Origin of the sequence: Bradyrhizobium viridifuturi (assembly GCF_001238275.1) — a bacterium.
Classification (GTDB): domain Bacteria; phylum Pseudomonadota; class Alphaproteobacteria; order Rhizobiales; family Xanthobacteraceae; genus Bradyrhizobium; species Bradyrhizobium viridifuturi.
On sequence record NZ_LGTB01000010.1, the window covers coordinates 1 to 20,212 of the forward strand.

The window sequence follows — 20,212 nt, forward strand, 5'->3', positions numbered from 1 at the left end:
TCTCGCGGCTGGTCCAGCCCCCCTGACTTAGCGTCATTTCCCCCAGACGATCCAATCTCGTTGTTAACGTGATTCCGCGGTGCGCTCGCGATCTGGCTATCATCGCCTGTGGCAGGAGCAAGCGAGCCGTCTGCTCGGACGACCATCTTGCGAGAGAGAGGCACGTCACGCGGCGGAGCAACTGATCGCTCGACTTTCAGCGGGCAGCAGCGAGCAAACGCTGCGATCAGGCGTTGGCGCTGGCGAGCCTTCTCGACAGCCGCCTCTATAGCCGCCTCTTTGGCACGTAGCGCGGCCCGGTGTGCCCTTTGGCGCTTGCGATACCAGACCTGTACTTCAGTTATCGGCCAATGCGCATCGCCGTTCAAAGCCGTCGCACGGGGAAAATTCGGCATTTGCGCCCAACGGGCGATCGTCGCTGGCGTCCTCCTAAATTGCGCAGCGAGCTCGGTCGCTGTCATGTACCCCCCCTCCAGGTCAATTGGAGGCTGTGCAACGTTCTTAGTCTCGATCCCGTCCGTCATTATGTGGATGCCATCACGCTTAACACGATATAAGAAGATCCAAGCTTGCGACGGAATGCACCTGATCGAATGCCACTACAAAGCGAGAAATCATGCTTGCAAGCACCTGGCGTATTAATCCAGACGACGATGGGATCGCCGTGACGGCGCCAGGGCATGCGGTGCGTCTCCAGCGAAGCGATTGGCGGCGACGTCTCGCATCCGACGTCAGGCGCTTGCATTTGACAAGTTCCGTAGGTTCCGGTTGATATCGTAACGAGCGTTAACGCCGCTGCTCATGCTGCCACTTCACCGCGCAACCAACGCAGACGGCCTCAAAAGCTTAAGTTGTAGCGATCCTAGAGGTAACTGCTTGTTCTGGTAGTAGGCAAGGCAGTCATCGCTTTGACCCGGCGCTTCGAACGTATGGTTGCGCGGTTGAGGGCTCAAGCAGCGATAGACGCGCCGAGTCTTACGGCCATAGCGTCAGCCTTCACGACGCAACAGGGCGTGAACCCGCCGATCATCTTGAGCAGCTTAAGGAGCGTAAGCGTATTCTTGCGCACAAGATGCTCGCCACCGTAAATTTATCAGGACCCCGCGCTCGCGGATGGCCTCTCGAAGTTCGGCCAGCTTGGCGGGATCGGCAGATCGAATAGCGACCTCGAAAGCGGGTATAAATTTGAGCCTGTCCATTGGCTGCAGGCCTCCCTGAGTGATCGTCGGAGCCAACCGATGAAGAGAGCGTCCGTTCTGGACGCCCTTCTCGCCATAAGCTCCGCAATCGTGGTAAGTGCGATGTTCATTGCGGTCTGCCCTCAGACCATTCTCGGAGCACCGCAATGGCATTCTCGAAAGCGTGGAACAGGTCATAGCATGATCTCCACGAAGGGGAGCTTTCGCCGTGCGGCTGACTACTCGCGCTTTCAGAAAAGCGCACGGACGATGGGGAGGTGCCGTCCGTGCGAAGTCTCCGGTCGTGACTTGGCCGCCTCGGCGACGACCTCACTCAGGAAGCCAAGCCACAGATGTCCCAGCAACCCACGTGCCATTCGAACTAGAATGCAATGGAGAAAGAGAACAGCGGCTACTAATCGCAGAACTTCCGACGTGGCTATCGTTAAGCCGGCGCGGTTGAGCTGGCTTTCTGTTTTCAAGACGGGCTAGGTAGCGATATGGTGCTTTGAAGCTCTGCAAGTTTGTCAAGCGCGTCGGTCATCAAGATGTGCCATTCGTCGAGCGTCTCTTTGGCTTTCGTAGAGGCTTCATTACGACTAATCACGGCAATTCCTCCGAGGACGTACCGCTGAAAAAATGCACGGGCGGCCGCGTCGAAGAACCGCCCGTGCGAGGCTGCGCACAGAAGAGCTTGGCTGTCTCATGGGAGGTCAACGTATGAGCATTTAAACAATGCATGCCTCAGCAATAATCATGCTAAGCCATTGCAGGATGCATGCGGTAGGATGGTGCGCCTAATCCCGCGTCGGGCGCTGCTCACAGCCATTCTTTGGCGGCTCCGGACAGGCTGCCCGTCATCAGTCAGACGACTGAATGAGATCGCACGAAGGGATCGGCACTAAGCCGTCCCTCCTGGGCAGCCACGCAAGTTTGTCGAGGATGTTCTGCGGTGCTCCTTCTTTGATCTCTACGCCGTACCCGTAGACCAGCCCATCCTCGTTGGCGATCTCGTGTATAGTATACTCGATTTCATTTTGCTCATCGGGCTTGAGGTCGTAAGCGGCAAAGAGACCCCGTCGGGCGCAGGGGGTTGAGCAATCGGCTATCGGCTGCTGAGTTTGTGAGCCGATGAGCGCTTCTATGTTTACGCCTAGTTCTGGAACTAGAACCCTCCGTATGATCGAAGCGGTTGCCGACTGTCTTGAGGGAGCGCCGCGGCAGCTTCGCCGACGCTGGTCGTACGAGTTTAAGGCCCAAGTCGTGATTGAGGCGCTGGAGCCAAGCGCTAGCGTCTCGGCGATCGCCCGGCGGATCGGCATTCACCCGTGCAGCTGTTCGCCCGGCGTCGCGATGCTCGGCCCGAACGACATTATCGCTCGCGGCACTCGAGTTGCGAGGGTGTGGTGGTGTCTGCGACAGGCGCAGTGATCGAAATTGCTATTAGCGAGATGATCGTGCGCGCCGGCGCGGACGTCGACGAGACGCAGTTGCATCGGGTGATCCGGGCGGCCCGTTCGGCATGATCCCCTCCGGCGTGAAGGTGTACCTGGCCAGCCATCCAGTCGCCTTCCGCAAGGGAATCGACGGCCTTGTTGCGCGCTGGTGCGCGATGCGGGCTCAGATCCGTTCGACGGTGCGCTTTATGTGTTCCGGGCCAAAAAAAGGGCCGACAGAATCAAGATCGTATGGTGGGATGGCTCTGGCGTGTGCCTCTATTTAAAACGGCTTGAGAAGGCGAGGTTCTGCTGACCGCGGATCGGACATCATCGGGTGCAGCTGAATGCTGCGCGGTTGATGGCACTGGTGGATGGGATGGACTGGAAGCGGGTCCGGACCGCGGCGTCGAGCCGCCGGAGATTGTTGGGTAAAAGCACTGCGGCGAAGTGACCAGCGGCCTGAAAGGGCAAGAGAAGCGGAGCAAGATGTGCTCTGGTCGGGTTAATGACGCCGCCCGATCTCAGCCTCCCGAATGACCTAGAGACGCGCTGAAGGCCATGGTACTTGCCATGGCCGAGAAAGCGGCCCACGCCGCTGCTCTGGAGAACGAAGTCGCCGATCTCAAGGCCCGCAATGCCGATGTCGATACGCGCGAGCGACTGACGCAGATCCTGAAGGCTTTCGACCGCGCCCGGTTCGGCCGACGATCGGAAAAGCTCGGCGGCCACCGACGACGATGAACAACAGGCCTTCGTCTTCGAGAAGATCGAGACCGGCATCGCTGCGATCAAGGCCCAGGTCAGCAAAGGCCGTGCGCAAGCGGATAGTAAGCGTGCACCGCGTTGGCGCAAGGGCTTTGCGCTCCATCAGGAGCGGATCGAAACTGTCATTGAGCCGCAAGAGCTGGCGGAGCATGCCGGCAAGCAGAAGGTGCTGATCCGCGAGGACGTGTCGGAGCGCCTGGATGTGGTGCCGGCGAAGTGCCGAGTGATCGTCACGCGCCGTCCCAGGTATGCCTTCAAGAACGCGGACGGTGTGATCCAGGCGCCGGCCCCGGCCCACATCATCGAAGGAGGCATTCCGACGGAAGCGGTTCTGGCCCAGATCGCGGTCGCCAAACATGCCGATGGCCTGCCGCTCTATCGGCAGGAGGCTATCTACGCCCGCGACAAGATCGAGCTCGACCGCCAGCTGATGGCGCAATGGATGGGCAAGCTCGGCTTCATGGCCGACTACATCTCCAGCGAGGTCAAGAAGGCCGAAAGGTCTCTGCCGACGAAACCACCTTGCCGACGCTCGCTCCGGATCGACCAAGACGGCCTACTTATGTCGGGTGGACGCCCCGCCGACGGCATCGATGTGCCAAAGTGGAGTTGTTGAGAACCACTTAAGGGAGGCGCCCGTGTCAAAGGTTGTCACAATCGGTCTGGATATCGCCAAGCATGTTTTTCACGCTCACGGGGCGGATGGGCGGGGTTGCGCGATATTCAGCAAGCGGATCAGCCGGGGAAAGCTGCTGGATTTCTTCGCGGCGCAGCCGAGTTGCACGGTAGCGCTGGAGGCGTGTGGTGGAGCGCATCACTGGGCCCGTCAGCTTACCCAGCTTGGTCATAAAGTTCGGCCGATCCCACCCGCCTATGTAAAACCGTTCGTGAAGCGGCAAAAGAACGACGCGATCGATGCCGAGGCAATCTGCGAAGCTGCCCAGCGGCCGAGCATGCGGTTCGTGGCCGTTAAGAGCGAAGAGCAGCAGGCGGCCGGTCTAGTGTTTAGAACCCGAGACCTGTTGGTACGGCAGCGAACCCAGCTCATCAATGCGATCCGGGGGCATCTCACAGAACATGGCTGGATTGCGCCCAAAGGACCGTCGCATGTGGTGAAGCTTGCCGATTTGATCGAGGGGGAAGAGATGGCCAGTTCGCTTCCCGAAGCGGCCCTCGCCATGTTCCGATTGATGCTAGACCTGCTCGCGGGACTCATCTGCAAGGATTTTCACGGCTGCTTCTTTGGATCGCATCCACGCCGCTTCGGTGAACCTGCTCTCCGAGAAATACTCGAAACAGGTGCGAAACGTCAGAGCACGGCCGATGACCTTATGGTTTGGTAATCCCGTCTCACCGAGCCATCGGCGCAAATGGTCGCACCATTCCTTGTTGCTGAAGTCGAGAAGATTGCATTCTTCGAAAATCAAAAGCGCCGCCATGCCAGCGATTTCACATTGTACGTCCTCATTTTGTTTTTCGAACCATTCGCGGATTGCTTGCAAGGGCGTCCTCGGCATCTCGGCCGCGCCGGTCCGTTTGAACGGGACGACGTTTTCCAGTGGGGGCACGCGCGGCCAAGGCTTCCCCTTTGCGTCCCATAAGACCCAACGCTCTGCGATCGCTTTTGCTTCTTCCGGTGATCTGGTCCGCCAAAGCTCCTTGAGCGCCTCGTCGACGTAGTATGAAACATCCGTCTTCAGGCCACGTGTACGCGCGATTGCTGCTAGGCGTCCGGCGTCAAGGAGCCGGGCCGCGAAGTTGTTCTCTGCGTTCATTTTCCGAGGTCTTTCGCGCCCTCTCCAGCGCGTCCCCTTCATTCTGCTCTAACCGTACAAGCCTGCAATTCACCCCGTTGAAAGTTAGCGGCGACGTGACAAGACGCCCGCCGGTATCGGCCGAGCAGACGCCGTCTGCCTTATGTTACGCACTGCTAACTTCAGTGGCCAGCCACGGCCGCAACTTGCGATAGTAGCCATGCCCGGAAAGCCCCTGGGCATGGCTAGGGGTGTGCATTCTTTCGTGCCAAGCAATAGTCGACAGTTTGGATGACGTTTGAGTTGGGTTTGTCTGCTTCCCGACATACTAACGTCTCGATGCTAGCAGTAGAGCTTGTCCGCAGCGGGCTCATCTTGATGCTGCCGTCTTTGCAACCACGCGAGCGACGTCGCTGGTGGATCAAAAAGCCTTCTGTTTTCGCTTTTGGCGCTTTAAATCGGCACCCCTGCAACAGCGCTGGGTTCCCTCATGGTTAGTTTAGTCCGCCCAGTTCGTAAAAAATTCCTGCTCCAAGCTGGTTGCGGTCACTCTTAGCCGGAACCGCCGATCTTCCGATAACCGAGGTTTAATGAGGATCGATGGCCGTCATACGATACCTTGAGACAGCAAGTTCGTGCATTCGATGCGCTTCAGGAAAAGACGGCCAGAAACAATCTGGCCGCCTCTCACGATCGAAACCATCCGCCATGACCTGCGAAGGTGTTTGCACGGTTAAAGGATCAAGGTTTCGAAGCGCGTCCCCCTGCGCTGTTCTCTTCGTTTACCAGATGAACTTAGCGCCATCCGGCAGTTCGCAGATGAATTCGCCCTGGTTCACGAGTTCGGTGGTCCCGACGACAAGCTTCGAAGCCCGCACCGTGAGCCTGCCTTCGCGGCTCAGGCTATGGCGGATGTACTCGGTCACGGCATGCCCGGAGCTGTCCACCGTTTGGTGGGCGTTGGCGAAGCTAATGCCGTTCTGGGGGGTCACCCTGAAGGCATTGATGACCAGACCAGCCTGTGTTGCCGACGCAGCTTTGCCACCCTCCGCGGCTGTACAGTGGCTCATGTCCAGTACGAGCTTCACATTCTTGCCGGTCTGCAGGGCATGGAGCACCTCGGTGTATTTCGGCGAGGGCTCATCGGCTCTCGTCATCGTGCTCACGCCTACGGTCGAAAGCAAGGACAATACGATCGCCAGTCCTTTGCCACTACACTTCATACGCTCATCTCCCTCGATAAGTACCACAGATCGCACGTTGCAAGACGTCGTGTAAGCCGATTGGCGGATTTAAGACATCAAGCGTGCCTGCGACAAAGACAATTTGCCGCAACTAGGCGCAAGTGGTTGTAACGGCTATTCCGACGTCACAACCTCGTAGGTCAGGTTTGCTAAAGCGGCTCGCCCTCGTGCAAAATCGACTAGCTAGAACGATTCGATCGAGCGTCGGCCGCTTGGAAACTACAAAACGGTAACCGGTCGCGCTCGTCCATTGCAGGTCCGACGGCTCCGAGAGGATGCCGTTCTTGCATCTTTGTAAGCAAACGACTTGAAAAGAACACGGCGGCCCGTCGCATCCGCCAGCTTGTCCATGTGATAGCCGGGCAAGGACTGCTGCCCCAGAGGGCGTACCCGCAAAGAGGTGGTGGTGGAGCGAACCTGGCGCGGCGGTCCGAACGAGCTCAGTCAAAGGACACGATCTCGGCCCACTCGAAACAGCAACGACAGAGAGCACGAGACAGCGCCGACTTGTGATCCCTGGCTTTGCGCGTCTTCCTTCTGGCTGACGATCGCCTCACTGACCAAATCCATCCGGCTCCCCTCAAAGGCCAAGGCAAATGGCTTCCTTCCTGGTCCGTCAGCTTCTCGAAAGCTGCGCCTGCAATAGTTTGCGCCAATAGCCGGCACTCGAATGGAGACTGAAATGAATGTTGATCCCCGGAATGCCGCCGACACTCCATTCGGGGTTCACGACGTGCTGCAGCAGCCGAGCCGGATCGACAGGCAGGCTGGCATATGCGCGGCCAGACGACCACATCTGCCTTGGTATCGTTGGTCGAGGATCCGGAAACATTCGCCGTTTCGTGCGATACTTGGGCGAGAGCGATCGCCAACAATGCGGACGCGCTGCACACCTATACGGTACCGACGTCCGCGGTCTGAACGCCTGACGACGTGCTGAGCAGCATCGGTCTTGGAATGAATGCCGACGATCCGGACCACATCGACGGGGACGTCTATTTGATTTGCTCACTCGGCAGAACTCCAACCCGAGAGACTGAGCGCCTGTTCCTGGGCGGCAACTTGGAGAGCTACCGGGCCGCCAGCGAAGCAAATCCCTACAAGCGCGGGAGTAATGCATCGATACTCTGTCGACCGCGCCATTTAGTATGGTTCGTTTTGGTTCATGCACCAAGACAACCACCTCATGGTAGACCTGGAGCACGGCACACCTCACGCGTAACAGTTTGAGCAGGCGTGGCGCGACCGATGTCTGATCAACTCGCCGATCGAACGGGGCAGCCCCCTACGCAATGCGCTACGGGCGGTGAGGGCTCCGAGAGAGAAAGTCGCACTACGACGGAGGAGCTGGCCGTTCGGGGCATCTTGGTATCTTGGCTACGTTCCGACATCGCACTGCATCAATTTGTTAGTGGCCATCACGCGTGGCCGGAGGCGTGACGAAGTAAACCTCTGAACGCGAAGTATCGCCCCTTTTAGCTAGCACGACCTGACATTGAAGCGCGATCAACGCTTTGGCCGCGACCGCTTCAGCTATTCACTCGTCTGCGACAGGCGATACTGTTGCAGCAGGGCCGATCCGTCACCTGGATGTGTTCCATCAAAACAATCGATTTTGCTGATCGCACCAAAGCCCCTCATAGTCGACCGCGATCTATGGAGGCAGCATTCAAAATGACGTCTGGCAATCGATTCTCTCCTCAGTTCCTTGATGATCAAATTGGCTCGCGCGATCGCTCGTCCGCATCTCGGCTGTTAGCCCATGCCCGTCACGCGAACGCATACCCGCCCCGGTCTTCCCGCAATATTGCCACGCATGAGGCGGATCCGTCGATCGTCCGATTGTGATGCCATGGCTTTGCCCAAAGCCTGGCACGAACGACTGGCTCTTCGTGCACATCCATGGCTCTGGCGCTAAGCTTGATCGGACGGCGAAATGCTCACGACCTGGATAGCGCAAGACCGCCATGCGCAGGTCGATGGTCTGGTCTAAACTGTATCGCCGCTATCTCACGAGGCTTTCGAGCCTGATGGCGCCGCTACAAGAAGTCGTCAAAGCGCTTGAATCTCACCTAGCGTCAGATTGTAGGATTTACGACAGTCTCGCGACAGAGCCCGCTCGCGTGAACTCTTCCTGACAGGTAGCAAGAATTGCGAACGTCTCAAAAACTCAATGCACGGCCGCTCCGCCTCGTTACACTCGATGGCTTCTCTTCAGAGCGTACATCGTGCATCGCTTCTGCGCACAGCGTAGGACGACTCGCCCCACGCGTAGCCAGGCCAGGATCCAGCGGGCGAGAAGAACGCGAGCAGTCACAATTTTGTCTGCCGGTCATACGCCGAGTTCCGGATCAGATCATTGTCTCGTGGTTTAGCCGTGTGACGACACGGAGCCTGGGCAACCACCTCAGGCGATGCGCGCTCGCAACGCCGGACTCGATTCCTCCTTCGTTCGCTGCATTCGCTCCGCGGCGGCATGGGAGGACTCCGGCGCGACCGCACTTTGGACGATTGGCACCTCGCGCGGCAATCACCGGCCAACGAGAGGATGTCTATCCAGCCAACAGGCGTATTGATCTTTCGTCGTGCATCTCGGCTTCTTCCAACACATCGGCCAGATGCACAGCGCGTGAACTGTCTTAAAAAACGCGAAAAACCTTGCATTGCCGTGGCTTGACGACACTACAGGCTCAACAGCCTAGCAGGACCGACCGCGGATTAAGACGAATTGAGGGAGTTTCAAAATGTCAGCTTCGCTAGTTTGTTCGGCCAATTCAGCCGCTCTCACTTGCGATTTCGTTTCACTCGCGCGGTTTGGCGTAATCGCTCCTGCCGGCGGCGGCCTCGGCCCACAGATGCATCAGCGCGCTGCCAAGGCTTTCAACCTTGTTGGAAATAGCGGAGCTCTTGCTGACATGCAGGGTCTTTTGAACGGTGTCGCCGGCGGACGCGATGCGCGGCAAGCCGCCTATCCGATGACGATAGACCGGCAAACATTGATCGCCTGCCACTATGCTCCATCCTGGCATTTCCGACTTTTCGAATTCACGTCAAAGCGGCCGCCCACCGAGCCACATGGTCAACCGTGACACGCTCAAGTCCTGCCGAGGATGGACGAGAGGCAATGAATGCGAATTCTCCTGGTTGATCATCATGCGGACTTTGGCCGCGCCGTGAAGGAAGCGCTCTTGAATTGCGGCTTCGCCGTCGATGTGACGCGCACACTGGATGAGGCGTCGGCCGCGCTGGAATGCGCGAACTACCACATGGTCCTGCTGGAATCTGTCTTGCCCGACGGAGACGGACTGGATTGGCTGAAGCAGTTGCGGCGCGAGCGACGATCAATGCCGGCGATGATGATGAGCAGTCTCAATGATCTCAGCCGCCGAATTGCAACTTTCAATGCAGGTGCGGATGATTTCCTGCCCAAGCCCGTGTCTATCGACGAACTCATCGCCCGCATGCGGGCCATCCTGCGACGATCGACGCAAATGACGGCGCCGGTGGTGACATTCGGCAATCTGCATTTCGACCCTATCGCAAGGCAAGTCTCGGTTGGCGGCCGGATACTGAGAATTGCGCGGCGCGAAGTGTGCATTCTCGAACATCTGCTCAACCGCGCCGGCCGCACCGTGCCGCGCACATCGCTGGAAGATAGCTTGTATGCGTTTGACGACGAGGTCTCGACCAACGCGCTGGAAGTCGGGATCTATCGCTTACGCGCGCATTTGAACCAGGCCGGTGCGACGCTCAGGATCAAGACCGCGCGCGGGGTCGGCTACACCCTTGAACTCGTCGGCGCGGCATCGGCTGCCTAGCAATCTAACTTGAAAGCAACAATCCCTTGAAGGTCGTCAAGAATGCTGCCGGCGCCAATCTGCCGCTCATGGTCATGATAGCGCAACGCTCTGCCGCTCTGCCGCGCTTGTGCTATGTCCTGTGCGGACTTGCTCTGCTATTTCCGCTTGCAGGCGCAGCCGAGACAAAACGGGACAGCAAAGGAGAGCCGCCACATTCGGCGCCTGGCAGCACCACCGGCACGCTCAATCTCACCTCCTCACAGGGCAAGACGGTTCATCTGAACGCGCCGGCAGCGAGCATTTTTGTTGCCGACCCGGCGATCGCCGACTATCAGGCGCCATCGAGCAGCACGATATTCGTATTTGGCAAAAAATCCGGACGAACCAGCCTGTTCGCGTTGAACGACAACGGCGAGGCTCTCGCCGAGCTGCGCGTCGTCGTCACCCAGCCGATCGAGGACCTGCGTGCCACGCTGAAGGCTGAGATCGGCGATTATCCGATCCAGGTCAGCTATACCCCACGCGGCGCAATCCTTGGCGGCACGGCTCCCAACGCCGATATCGTCGAGACGGCCAGGAAGGTGACCGAGCAGTTTCTCGGTCCGGGTGCGCTGGTCGTCAATAAGATTCAGGTGGCAGGTTCGCTGCAGGTGAATCTGAGTGTGCGGGTGGCGGAAGTCTCCCGCAGTGCCGTCAAGGACCTCAATATCAACTTCACGGCTTCCGGTCCGAACGGCGCTTTCCTTGCCACGGGAAAAAGTGGCGGTTCCGGATCGGCCCGCGGCGGCGGCACGATCGGCATCGGGTACAGCGCTGGCAATATCAACCTGAGCGCTGTTCTCGACGCACTCGCCAGCGAGCACCTCGCCTCGATCCTGGCTGAACCGAACCTGACCGCCATGTCCGGGGAATCCGCAAGTTTTCTGGCAGGTGGCGAATTTCCGATTCCGGTGATGCAGGACAACCGGCAAGTCTCGGTCCAATTCCGACAATTCGGAATCAGCCTGGAGTTCATCCCAACCGTCCTCAGCAATAATCAGATCAATATCCATGTGAAGCCTGAAGTCAGCGAACTGTCGAAAGAAGGCGAGGTCAGCGTCAACGGAATATCGGTGCCCGGCCTCTCCACGCGTCGTGCCAGTACTGTCGTTGAGCTTGCCAGCGGTCAAAGCTTCGCCATTGGGGGGCTTATCAGGCGCAATTTCAGTACCGACATCGGCACTTTTCCTTGGTTAGGCGATGTTCCGATCCTTGGTGTGCTGTTTCGCTCCTCTTCATTTCAGAAGCAGGAGACCGAACTGGTCATCATTGTCACTCCCTACATCGTCCGACCGGGATCTAGCCCGGCCAAGATGAGCGCTCCAACTGATCGCATAGGGCCGCCTTCGGACGCAGGGCGCACCCTGACGAATACGCTGGCTGGTTCGTCGAAGGGCCATGAGGCGGCGCCCGCCACGGCCAGATCGGGTGCAACCGTCGGTGCCGGCTTTATCATAGAATGAGGACTGCCAATGACCTTGCGACACCTATGTCTTTTGATCCCAGTTGCGGCGGCCCTTGGCGGATGTGCAAATAGTGCTGCGATTTCTTCCGGACCGGCTGGACAAGCGGCTCGGGTGGAGCAGAAGACCAGTGTCCTGCTGCTTCAAAATCTTCGTCGCAACGACAAGTACGGCCTGCGGGATTTCATTGCGAATGCCAGCCGCGGCCGGCGCGATGCACTCCAACTCGACGTCGCCGGCTCACCGCGGCTCGTAGCGCAGGTTGCCCATGAGGCGCGCGCGATGGGCGTTGCCCCCTACAATATCCGCCTGTCCGCCTCTCCCGTCGATCTACCCGCACATTTCGGGGTCCGGATCGAGGCAATTACCTACGAGGCACATCCTGCCGTCTGTCCGCCGCTCGCTGTCACGGGCCCTTCTCTAGGCGACAATTCGTTTGATCCAACGCTTGGCTGCTCAGTCCGCAATAACCTCGCCGTCATGGTCAACGATCCTGGCGACCTGCTAGGCAATGGCGCCGTCATGCCGACCAGTGGTGATCGTGCAGTGCTTCCCATCACAGCTCGTGGGCCCGCGGCGACCGGCAATCGCAGCAATTTGGAGGATGGAACCCAAAACAGGGGGGCGCCAGAAACCCAATAAGCGGCTCGCAACATCCGGGCAGGACGAACGACGCTGGACACTCTGGTTTCCATATCAGTCTTGCGATGGGCCGACGAGGCTCCTGGAGTCCTGTCTTTGCTCAGCCGTCGTTTTTGGATCGCGCAGCTTGTACCAGGTTCTGCGACAATAGGGTCTTTGCGCGAAGGTCTGAGCGTATCGACACTATACAAAGCCGGCGGCAAACACCGCCTTTGCGACTCTCTCAAAACAATCCATCGGAACGGCCTTACCCATCCCACCTTTGCGGATCAGCTGCCGCGCCAACACATGATCCTCGACAATGCTCAGACGCTGGGCGCGCGCCTGCGCCAGTAACTGTGCCGCCACCGCGCCTTCACCGCGGCACACCAGAACCGGGACGCCTGTCTCGCCCCGAACGTAGCGCAGGCCAATCACCGTCGCCGGTCCACTCAATATCAATGTTGCCCGGTGGATGCCGAGCGGAGACTCGTTCGCCGACTCGCGACGGATCCTGCGGTGTTGACCCTTGATGTGCGGATTACCATCCTGTTCCTTGGACTCGCGCTTGGCCTCGCTCTGCGTCATGCGCATGTCGCGCAGGAACAACCAACGCTGAATGAGCAGATCGGCCAGCCCACCAATCAAAAAGGCGCCGGCAGCAATCGTTATCAGTACTTTCAGCTCGTTAAAGACAACACCAAGGCAGCTCAAATCGCACACCGGCAAATAGACCAGTGCCCTCCAACCTGCGAGCACAGTGAAGAGGAACGTGGCACCAAGAACCAATACTTTGACGAGGGACTTTCCAAGCTCGACAAGCGAGCGCTGGGAGACAATCCGCTTCAGCCCTTTCACCGGATCCAATTTCTCAAAACTGGGTTTCAACGGCTCGACGGAAATCGTCAACCCGCCGTTGGCCAAGACGCCGGCCAAGACGGCCGCAACCAACGCCGCACCCAGGATGGGAGCTACGGCTGCCATAGAAAGGTCCACCAATCCGACCAACGCCTGCCCGACCGCGCTGTTGAACGGCTGGCCCTGCAGCTTGTCGGTGAGCTGCACGGCTTCGCGCCATGCGTCTACGATCGGGCCCCCCCTGAGGCAAAGGCAGCCGAAACCAGCGCAAAGGCTTGCCGCGGTCACAAAATCGGCGCTGCGCGGGCTCTGCCCTTTCTTACGCGCGTCCCTCAGCTTCTTGTGGCTTGGTGGAAGCTTTTTCTCTTCACTCGTGTCGTTCATTTCAAGAACTTCTCGAGCCACTCCAGCACACCGTCGAACTGAACGATCTCGGCTCCCATATATTCGATCAGGAAGACGGCGTAGCTCACCATGATGATGCCAAAGGCGGCATTCTTGATAGTCGGAGAAAGATCGTTCAGCTTGATTTGCGGCGCAAAGCGCCCGAGCAGCATGAGGGATACGTCAATCAGAAGCAGCAGAGCCAGCACGGGCCCGGCGACCACGAGGGTCGTGTGCATGATATGGTCGAGAAGCTTGATAAACTCCATTGCCCCCTGCTCGGTCAGGGGCGGTAGCAGTCGATACACGGGCCAGATCAGATAACTTCCGTAGAGGCACCTGATCATTGTGTTCAGGCCCCCCGATACAACGAAGATCGTAACCGCCGCAGTTCCGAGAAAGAGCCCCATTGCGGAGGTTTGACTGCGCGTCGCAGGATCGTCTACGTGGCTTGAGATGCCGCGCTGGGTATCAATGATGTCACCAACTGCTTGGATGCTCCAAAGTGGTATGCTGAGCAGAAAGCCGAATAATAGGCCGATAAATATCTCCTTCACGCCGAGGAGCGCGACCGCAATCATACGGGTGCCGGGATCCAGCGTCTGCAAGCCGCTCTTGATTTGCATCAAGCAAGGCAATCCAATCACAACCGTCGCGCTTGCACGGATCATCCCGCTAATGTGCGGCCGGGTGAATACCGGATGAACCAGCATAATGCCAAGCGCCCGGGCCGCGCCAAGTCCGGCCGCAACGACGAATTCGACGGCAGTCTGAACCAGACTTTGCGTCTCGGTGGGTGACAACGCATCCATTTGAGTCCAGCTCGCCGCTCGCTTCAAGCCAATCTAATCGCCCGTGCCTCGCCATGATGCAAGGCGTCAAGCACTCTGCTGGTCATCTACCTCGTGTCCTAGCGGTTGCAGAGCGACATACCTAGCGCCAGGCCAGGTCGTGCGCTTCAACTCTCAGCATCCACGGCTGTCGCCAATAAGGTATGACCATTTCAAGATAGGACCCGCCGAATAGCGCCGCTGCAAGGCCAGCAACCCAAGCTCCTTCGGGTCTCACTGGCCGCAGGGCGGTGCTGATGATCTGGCGCTTCGGAGCTTCCATCAATTCAACAGTTTGTGGCGATCAGTCTCGGGCGGCACCTTCATCGCGGCATGATCCATCAGAACGTCAAAGCCGTGCGGCCGCTTGAGATCAAAGCGGTTCGCCTGTCTCCTAGTTGATAACTCGCCAGGTTAGACATCGAGGGCCAGGCCTTACCGCAGGTCATTCCATCGTGAGCAAGATTTGAATCGAGTGGATGTCAATTTCAGATGAGATCATTCTTCCTCCGAAGGCCCATCGAGCCGAACAGGACAGTTCGGATTCATCTGTCCCATGCTAGTGAGGCGAGCTTTCGGTAAGCTGACGAAACTCCCCTCTTCTGGTCACGGTTCACAATGAGGACAGACAAACGCGACGCCATAGCTTTAGGCTTGGTCAGCCTTGCGTTCCCGCACTAATACCTCGCTGTGAGCGCGGGGAACTCAGTGAAGATATGCTGGGCTTGTTCGATTAGCGGCGCGCTCAGCACCGGGGCAAACAGAACGAGCACCGCGACGACAACGAGGAGCTTGACTGTCAGTGGCAAGGTTTGATCCTGCAGCTGGGTTGCTGCCTGCACGATGCCGATACCCAATCCCGCCACGAGAGCTGCCAGGAGCGGCGGCAGAACCCAGATCATGAACAGGACAAGTGATCGGCTCACGTGGGTGAGGATGCTGGCTTCGTCCATCTCAACCTCCGGGCGTTGCGTAGCTTAACACCAATCCGTGCATGAGCCGCGACCAGCCGTCGATTGTGACGAACAGAAAGAGCTTGAAAGGAACGGATATCATTGTTGGTGACACCATCGACATGCCCATGGCCATCAGAATTGTCGTCACGATCAGGTCGATCGTGATGAACGGAAGATAGAGAAGGAAGCCAATCTCAAATGCACGCTTAAGTTCCGAGATCAAAAAGGACGGCACGAGAATTGCTAAATCATCGGCTGATGCGTTGCCGCGCATCTCATCCGACCAGATATGTTCCGTCGATGACAGGAAGAACGTGCGCTGTTCCTCAGTGGTGAACTTTTTGAGGTGGGCGCGCAGCGGCTCGCTGCCCTCCTTGGCGGCGATCACCCAGTCGTCGGCGGTCTGATAGCGAAGTTGCGGATCGGTCACGCGATTGTAAGTCTGCTCGAACACTGGAGCGCTTATAAACACGGTAAGAATCAATGCAGCGCCATACAGGACGATATTCGGCGGTATGGACTGAGTTCCGAGCGCGTTGCGAACCAGGAAGAGAACGACAGAAACCTTTATGAAGGCGGTCGTTGTGACGACTGCGAATGCCAGCAGGCCAAGGCCGACCGTCGCCGCGAGAAGCGCAAGGACGCTTGGTTGAATGTCAACCATTGACTGCCAACCTGCTACGTAGCCGGATCCCAAGCGCCTCACCGATGCGCACGATGTCGCCCCGGCCGATCAATTGACCGTTGGCGACAATATCGACTGGACCGTCCAGCGGCCGCCCAAGTTCGAACACGTATCCCTCGTTGATGCTTCTCAACGTACCCAGCGGGATAGGCAAGCGGCCGCATTCAAAGACAAGCGTGATCTCAACACTGTCGATGTCGGCTTCCGAGGGCAGGATTGCTTGTTCCGTTTGGGAGCGTATCGTCATATCTACATACCTTAGAGGATGGGGCTGCAGGCGGAATGGTCCGCGAAGGACAAGTCTGTCGTCTGCGGCCTGCGCCGGCGCCCACAACTTGTCCGCCGTGAGGATCAGCTGGCTATGGGCAAACGGAATGACGTCGGGCAGCAGTGCGTCGCCGGGCTGTGCTTGGCGAAGGAGCATGACAGGCGCCCGCAGCGAGCCGATCTCTCTCGCAATCACGACCGGCAATTCCGACGAAATCTTGCCTTGCTCTCGCGGTAATTGGCCAATCAACTCGCCCAACAAGCGGAACGCAGAAGGAATCAGACCGTCGAGAGGCGCGAACAAGAACAGGCGGGCTTTTCCTGCCAGCGCTCCGGTGGCAACATCGAGCTCCAGATAGGGGCCTTTCGCCGTTGCGTCTTCGATGCGGATCAGCTGCACATTCGATGCGAGCACGTTCTCTAATCCAACGATCCAGGGTGCCAGCGCAAGCTCTAGAACGAGCGAGCAGGTTGGGTCGGAGGGTAAAGTAAGGCCCTGCTGGACTGTTGAAATCAGTGTCTCGACGAGAAGGCGAGGCAAGGACAAAACAGCTGTCTCGCCTCCGGCCCGAAATACGCAGTCGACCATCGACATGGCATATGGCTCGGCCTGCCAAACAAGCCGGCTCACGCGGATGGATAGCGGCTTGTCGCCAAGGCGGCTCTGCAGGACGCTGCGCCGTGCGGAGATCTCGTTGACCCACGAGACCACTTCATGTGCCAGCTTCACCGCTGGCTGAAAGAGTGCGGGTTCAGCCACGGCACTTACCGACAGGTTGCACGGGCGCAGTTCGCGACGTCATAACTGAACCAGCCATTAGAATGCTCCGCCGATCGTCTGGCTGCGCGAACCACCCTGATATCGGAGCAAAACTTCATCGTCGGCGTCGATTTCGGCCGCAGACTCCGAACGGACGGCGGTCGCGCGCTGGATATTTCCCTCAATCTCTTGCCATTTCTGGCTCGCCGCCGAACGCCCGGCCCATAGTGCCCGCGCTTCATTCACCGCCCGCTGGGTCTCCTCGTGCGCGATGCGTGCCTGCACAAGCGCCTGACGCGCCGATTCGACCTTTGCTGCCAGTCGCCCAAGGACGAGATGACATCGTCGATCGAGTTCGGTCACGGACGTTGTCTCGAGCTGCGCCAGTTCCCAATAAAGTTCAGCTTCAACCTTGGCGCGATGCTTCTGCGTGGCTTCAAGATCCTCAGACGCCCGCTGCAGCGCGTCGGCTGCAATTCGGCGCTTGTCTTCCAAGCTCGACAATTCACGAAGCGCGCTTCGTTCCCTCATGTCTTTCACCAGCCGCAATTTCGACGCTTGCACGGGATTCAGGCCGTGAGACGCGACATCCATGAAACGGTCTCCTCAAAGCTGGACGGCTCGTCCTGGCCCTGACGCAAGAATGCGCGCAGTTCCTCGATTGACTCGATTGCCCGATCAGTCAGTGGGTCGCTGCCGGGCTTGTATTCACCGACTTTGATCAGGAACTCAGCTTCATTGTAGCGCGAGAGCAGATCGCGGAAGACGGAGGCCGCCTTGCGATGTGGCGCGGAGGCGACCGCATCCATGACACGACTCCGGCTCGACAGCACGTCGATAGCGGGAAAATGCTCGCGCGAAGCCAGTGCGCGCGAAAGAATGATATGACCATCGAGAATACCGCGCGACTCTTCGGCGATCGGATCGCCCGTACCGTCACCTTCGACAAGCACTGTATAGAATGCCGTGATGGAGCCCCGCTCTCCCATACCGGCACGTTCCAACAGACCGGGCAGCAGCGCAAAGACGGAAGGAGGAAAGCCGCGCCGGGTCGGAGGTTCTCCCGCGGCGAGGCCGATTTCGCGCATGGCACGGCTAAAGCGCGTCAGCGAGTCCATCATTAGGACGACCTGCAGTCCTTGATCACGAAAATACTCCGCGAGTGCGGTCGCCATATGAGCGCACTGCGCCCGCTCCATTGCGGATCGATCGGATGTCTCAACGACAACGATCGTGCGCGCAATAGCATCTCCAAGATGACGCTCAATGAATTCACGCACCTCACGGCCGCGCTCTCCTATGAGTGCAACTACGGTGACATCAGCGGCCGCCCCTTTTACAATTTGCGACATCAGCGTCGACTTACCGCACCCAGCATCTCCATAGATTCCGATCCGCTGACCTTCGCCACACGTCAGAAGCCCATCCAACACGCGAACGCCGAGAGGAAATGGTTGCTCGATGCCACGCCGCTTCATCGGGTTGGGTGCCCTGCCGCGGAGCGGACAAGCATGGACCGTCTTTATGGGCCCCTTGCCATCGAGTGGACGGCCGAAGCTGTCGATCACGCGACCGAGCAGGCCGGGCCCGACTGACACTTCCTGCATGCGCCCGGTTGGGACCACTTCCGCGCGGTGTGACAGGCCCACCATATCGCCGATAGGCGTCAGCAGAACCCCATCCGGCAACAAACCGATGACTTCGGCCTCAAGCGCCCATCCGGATGCGTGATCCTGCAACAGGCAAAGTTCTCCGACACGGGCCCCTGGTAATACGGCATGAAGTAACGTGCCGATCGCCCGCGTGATCCGTCCCCGCACAGCACGCGTATCGACGTCCTTTGCTGCGGACCTTACCGATGCCAGCGCCGCATGCAAATCTGCTTCTCCGGCCGCTTGATCATGGTCTGATCGTTGCATCGTCACGATTCGCCTTCCTGAGAGGACGGATCAAGCCTGAGACGTAATTTGCGGAGCTGTGCGGCAAGCCCTAAATCCACATTGCCGAACTCGCTCCACAGAACGCACTGGTCAGGCCCCATAGCCGGGTCCGGATCAATTCTGACTCTCGGCCGACCATCCGTCCCGTCGAACGCCTGGAATTCATGTCTTAGTGCATCAGCGTTCACAGGAGACACGTGAAGGCATACTTCTGCGCTGCCATATCTTTGCTCGACGGCGTGACGAACGGTTCTTACCAGCATCTCGCCGGGATCAAAGGAGCCCAGCAGGTCGGTCAATATCTCAAGGACGAGCTGTGGCAACTCCTGCTGCAGAACGGCTTTTCGCCGAGCCACATCGGAAGCAGCTCGGGCGATCAGCTGTGCCATTTCGTCCGATCCTGACCTAAGACCCTCGCTGTGGCCGCGCTCCCGCTCTTGCTGATAGGCTTTCCTTGCCCAACTGCGAACCTGCCGCAGATAGCGGTCGGCCAGCGCACGCGTCTGCACCGCATCGTACCAGATGCCCAGTTCCGCGGCTGGTATGAGTGGACCAAGCGGCCGTATCCGTGGGCTATTTGGCCGGGCTATTTCATCGGCCGTCATACCGCTGGCGCCTCGCTGGCCAAGTGGGCTACCACCGAAGACAGCAAACGACTCGCTGCGTTGTGGTGTTCGGCTCCTGGGGATTCGGCGGCGGTCCCCACAGGTAAACGGAAAAGGACCCGCACACGGTCAAGCTCTGATGCGTCCTTGAGCCAGGCACCAAGGCACGCATGTCCGTCATGTTCAATCTGGCTCGATAGTTTATGCGGATCGACAATCGATGTGGTCGCGACCGCGCCAGATAAGTGTCGGATTGAGAACGCATGCGCTTCCGCACCAATATTTTCGATCAGAATCGCCACATCATGCTTTGACACAAGCTTCAGCACCGAGCGGGCGTGCCAGATACTGCCAGCGAGCAGGGCCGCCCGACGCGGATCATGCCCGAGCAGAACGTCCCTGCCCCAGTCAGTTCCGTTCGAGGCCTCCTCACTTTTCAGCAGCAATTCGGCCAGTCTTTGCTGCAGCCTCGGAGTCTTCTGCAACTGCTGTACTGTGGCCTCCGACAGGAGCCCATCAAGATGGCCGGCCAAACGGCTGGGATGGATCACGGCGGCAAGCTCACGCAGGCGATCGGAATGCGCGTTGAGCAAATGATTTTGGTCGGGGGATACCATCGATACG

Annotated in this window: 18 protein-coding genes and 3 pseudogenes; 8 read left to right on the top strand and 13 right to left on the bottom strand. The window is 58.7% G+C overall.

The genetic code is table 11. The annotated features are described in order from the left end of the window. The coding region (locus tag ALC15_RS45435) for a hypothetical protein (RefSeq protein ID WP_210168585.1) at nt 1-461 on the bottom strand (461 nt) is incomplete at its 3' end. A gap of 1,896 nt (nt 462-2,357) precedes the next feature. Between ALC15_RS45435 and ALC15_RS47865 the strand changes: the two are divergent. From ALC15_RS47865 to ALC15_RS10830, 5 genes and pseudogenes are all read left to right on the top strand, one after another. After that, nucleotides 2,358-2,459: pseudogene (locus ALC15_RS47865) on the top strand (transposase); the annotation flags it as partial. Between the two features lie 47 nt (nt 2,460-2,506). Further along, on the top strand, nt 2,507-2,704 hold the full coding sequence (locus tag ALC15_RS46055) for a hypothetical protein (protein ID WP_244486018.1): 198 nt from the start codon (nt 2,507-2,509) through the stop codon (nt 2,702-2,704). 79 nt (nt 2,705-2,783) lie between these two features. After that, complete coding sequence (gene tnpB, locus ALC15_RS47870) at nt 2,784-2,930, top strand: IS66 family insertion sequence element accessory protein TnpB (RefSeq protein WP_157860898.1); 147 nt, start codon at nt 2,784-2,786, stop codon at nt 2,928-2,930. A gap of 192 nt (nt 2,931-3,122) precedes the next feature. Then, nucleotides 3,123-3,976: pseudogene (locus tag ALC15_RS10825) on the top strand (IS66 family transposase); the annotation flags it as partial. A gap of 44 nt (nt 3,977-4,020) precedes the next feature. Next, nucleotides 4,021-4,596 (top strand): annotated as a pseudogene (locus ALC15_RS10830) (IS110 family RNA-guided transposase); the annotation flags it as partial. Here the strand turns inward: ALC15_RS10830 and ALC15_RS41770 are convergent. The 3 genes from ALC15_RS41770 to ALC15_RS44120 form a co-directional block, all read right to left on the bottom strand. Next, on the bottom strand, nt 4,576-5,157 hold the full coding sequence (locus ALC15_RS41770) for a hypothetical protein (RefSeq protein ID WP_198960925.1): 582 nt from the start codon (nt 5,155-5,157) through the stop codon (nt 4,576-4,578). The pseudogene ALC15_RS10830 and the gene ALC15_RS41770 overlap by 21 nt on opposite strands. A 761-nt stretch (nt 5,158-5,918) precedes the next feature. Further along, nucleotides 5,919-6,293: a VirK family protein gene (locus ALC15_RS10835; RefSeq protein ID WP_244486019.1), complete on the bottom strand. Its 375-nt coding sequence runs from the start codon at nt 6,291-6,293 to the stop codon at nt 5,919-5,921. Nucleotides 6,294-9,181: 2,888 nt separating this feature from the next. Further along, nucleotides 9,182-9,343 (bottom strand): hypothetical protein, encoded by a 162-nt coding sequence (locus ALC15_RS44120; protein WP_157860899.1) that lies wholly within the window; start codon nt 9,341-9,343, stop codon nt 9,182-9,184. Nucleotides 9,344-9,508: 165 nt separating this feature from the next. Between ALC15_RS44120 and ALC15_RS10845 the strand changes: the two genes are divergently transcribed. Genes ALC15_RS10845 through ALC15_RS10855 form a run of 3 tightly spaced genes read left to right on the top strand, consistent with a single transcriptional unit; the run spans nt 9,509 to nt 12,324 of the window. Next, nucleotides 9,509-10,198 carry a response regulator gene (locus ALC15_RS10845; RefSeq protein ID WP_050403022.1) on the top strand — a complete coding sequence of 230 codons (690 nt, stop codon included), beginning with the start codon at nt 9,509-9,511 and terminating at the stop codon, nt 10,196-10,198. A 26-nt stretch (nt 10,199-10,224) separates the two neighbouring features. After that, nucleotides 10,225-11,682 carry a type II and III secretion system protein family protein gene (locus ALC15_RS10850; protein ID WP_050627250.1) on the top strand — a complete coding sequence of 486 codons (1,458 nt, stop codon included), beginning with the start codon at nt 10,225-10,227 and terminating at the stop codon, nt 11,680-11,682. Nucleotides 11,683-11,691: 9 nt separating this feature from the next. After that, nucleotides 11,692-12,324: a CpaD family pilus assembly lipoprotein gene (locus ALC15_RS10855; RefSeq protein WP_050627251.1), complete on the top strand. Its 633-nt coding sequence runs from the start codon at nt 11,692-11,694 to the stop codon at nt 12,322-12,324. 183 nt (nt 12,325-12,507) lie between these two features. Here ALC15_RS10855 and ALC15_RS10860 read toward each other — a convergent pair whose 3' ends face one another. From ALC15_RS10860 to ALC15_RS10900, 9 genes are all read right to left on the bottom strand, one after another. After that, a complete protein-coding gene (locus ALC15_RS10860) occupies nt 12,508-13,545 on the bottom strand; it encodes an EscU/YscU/HrcU family type III secretion system export apparatus switch protein (RefSeq protein WP_050403019.1) in 1,038 nt (345 codons plus the stop codon). Beyond that, nucleotides 13,542-14,357, bottom strand: a complete 816-nt coding sequence (gene sctT, locus ALC15_RS10865; RefSeq protein WP_050403017.1) for a type III secretion system export apparatus subunit SctT — start codon at nt 14,355-14,357, stop codon at nt 13,542-13,544. Before sctT ends, ALC15_RS10860 begins: the two co-directional genes overlap by 4 nt. Before the next feature lie 695 nt (nt 14,358-15,052). Next, nucleotides 15,053-15,328: an EscS/YscS/HrcS family type III secretion system export apparatus protein gene (locus ALC15_RS10870; protein WP_050403016.1), complete on the bottom strand. Its 276-nt coding sequence runs from the start codon at nt 15,326-15,328 to the stop codon at nt 15,053-15,055. 1 nt (nt 15,329) lies between these two features. Then, nucleotides 15,330-15,995, bottom strand: coding sequence for a type III secretion system export apparatus subunit SctR (gene sctR, locus ALC15_RS10875; protein ID WP_050403015.1), 666 nt, complete (start codon nt 15,993-15,995; stop codon nt 15,330-15,332). Further along, nucleotides 15,988-17,043: a type III secretion system cytoplasmic ring protein SctQ gene (gene sctQ / locus ALC15_RS10880; protein WP_050627252.1), complete on the bottom strand. Its 1,056-nt coding sequence runs from the start codon at nt 17,041-17,043 to the stop codon at nt 15,988-15,990. Before sctQ ends, sctR begins: the two co-directional genes overlap by 8 nt. 57 nt (nt 17,044-17,100) lie before the next feature. Next, nucleotides 17,101-17,637 (bottom strand): hypothetical protein, encoded by a 537-nt coding sequence (locus tag ALC15_RS10885; RefSeq protein ID WP_050403012.1) that lies wholly within the window; start codon nt 17,635-17,637, stop codon nt 17,101-17,103. Further along, complete coding sequence (gene sctN / locus ALC15_RS10890) at nt 17,613-18,968, bottom strand: type III secretion system ATPase SctN (RefSeq protein ID WP_050627253.1); 1,356 nt, start codon at nt 18,966-18,968, stop codon at nt 17,613-17,615. The genes ALC15_RS10885 and sctN overlap by 25 nt, the downstream gene beginning before the upstream one ends. Further along, entirely contained in the window at nt 18,965-19,588 is a 624-nt protein-coding gene (sctL, locus tag ALC15_RS41780) for a type III secretion system stator protein SctL (RefSeq protein WP_083992228.1), read from the bottom strand. The genes sctN and sctL overlap by 4 nt, the downstream gene beginning before the upstream one ends. Beyond that, nucleotides 19,585-20,205: a hypothetical protein gene (locus tag ALC15_RS10900; RefSeq protein ID WP_050403010.1), complete on the bottom strand. Its 621-nt coding sequence runs from the start codon at nt 20,203-20,205 to the stop codon at nt 19,585-19,587. The genes sctL and ALC15_RS10900 overlap by 4 nt, the downstream gene beginning before the upstream one ends. Nucleotides 20,206-20,212: the final 7 nt, after the last annotated feature.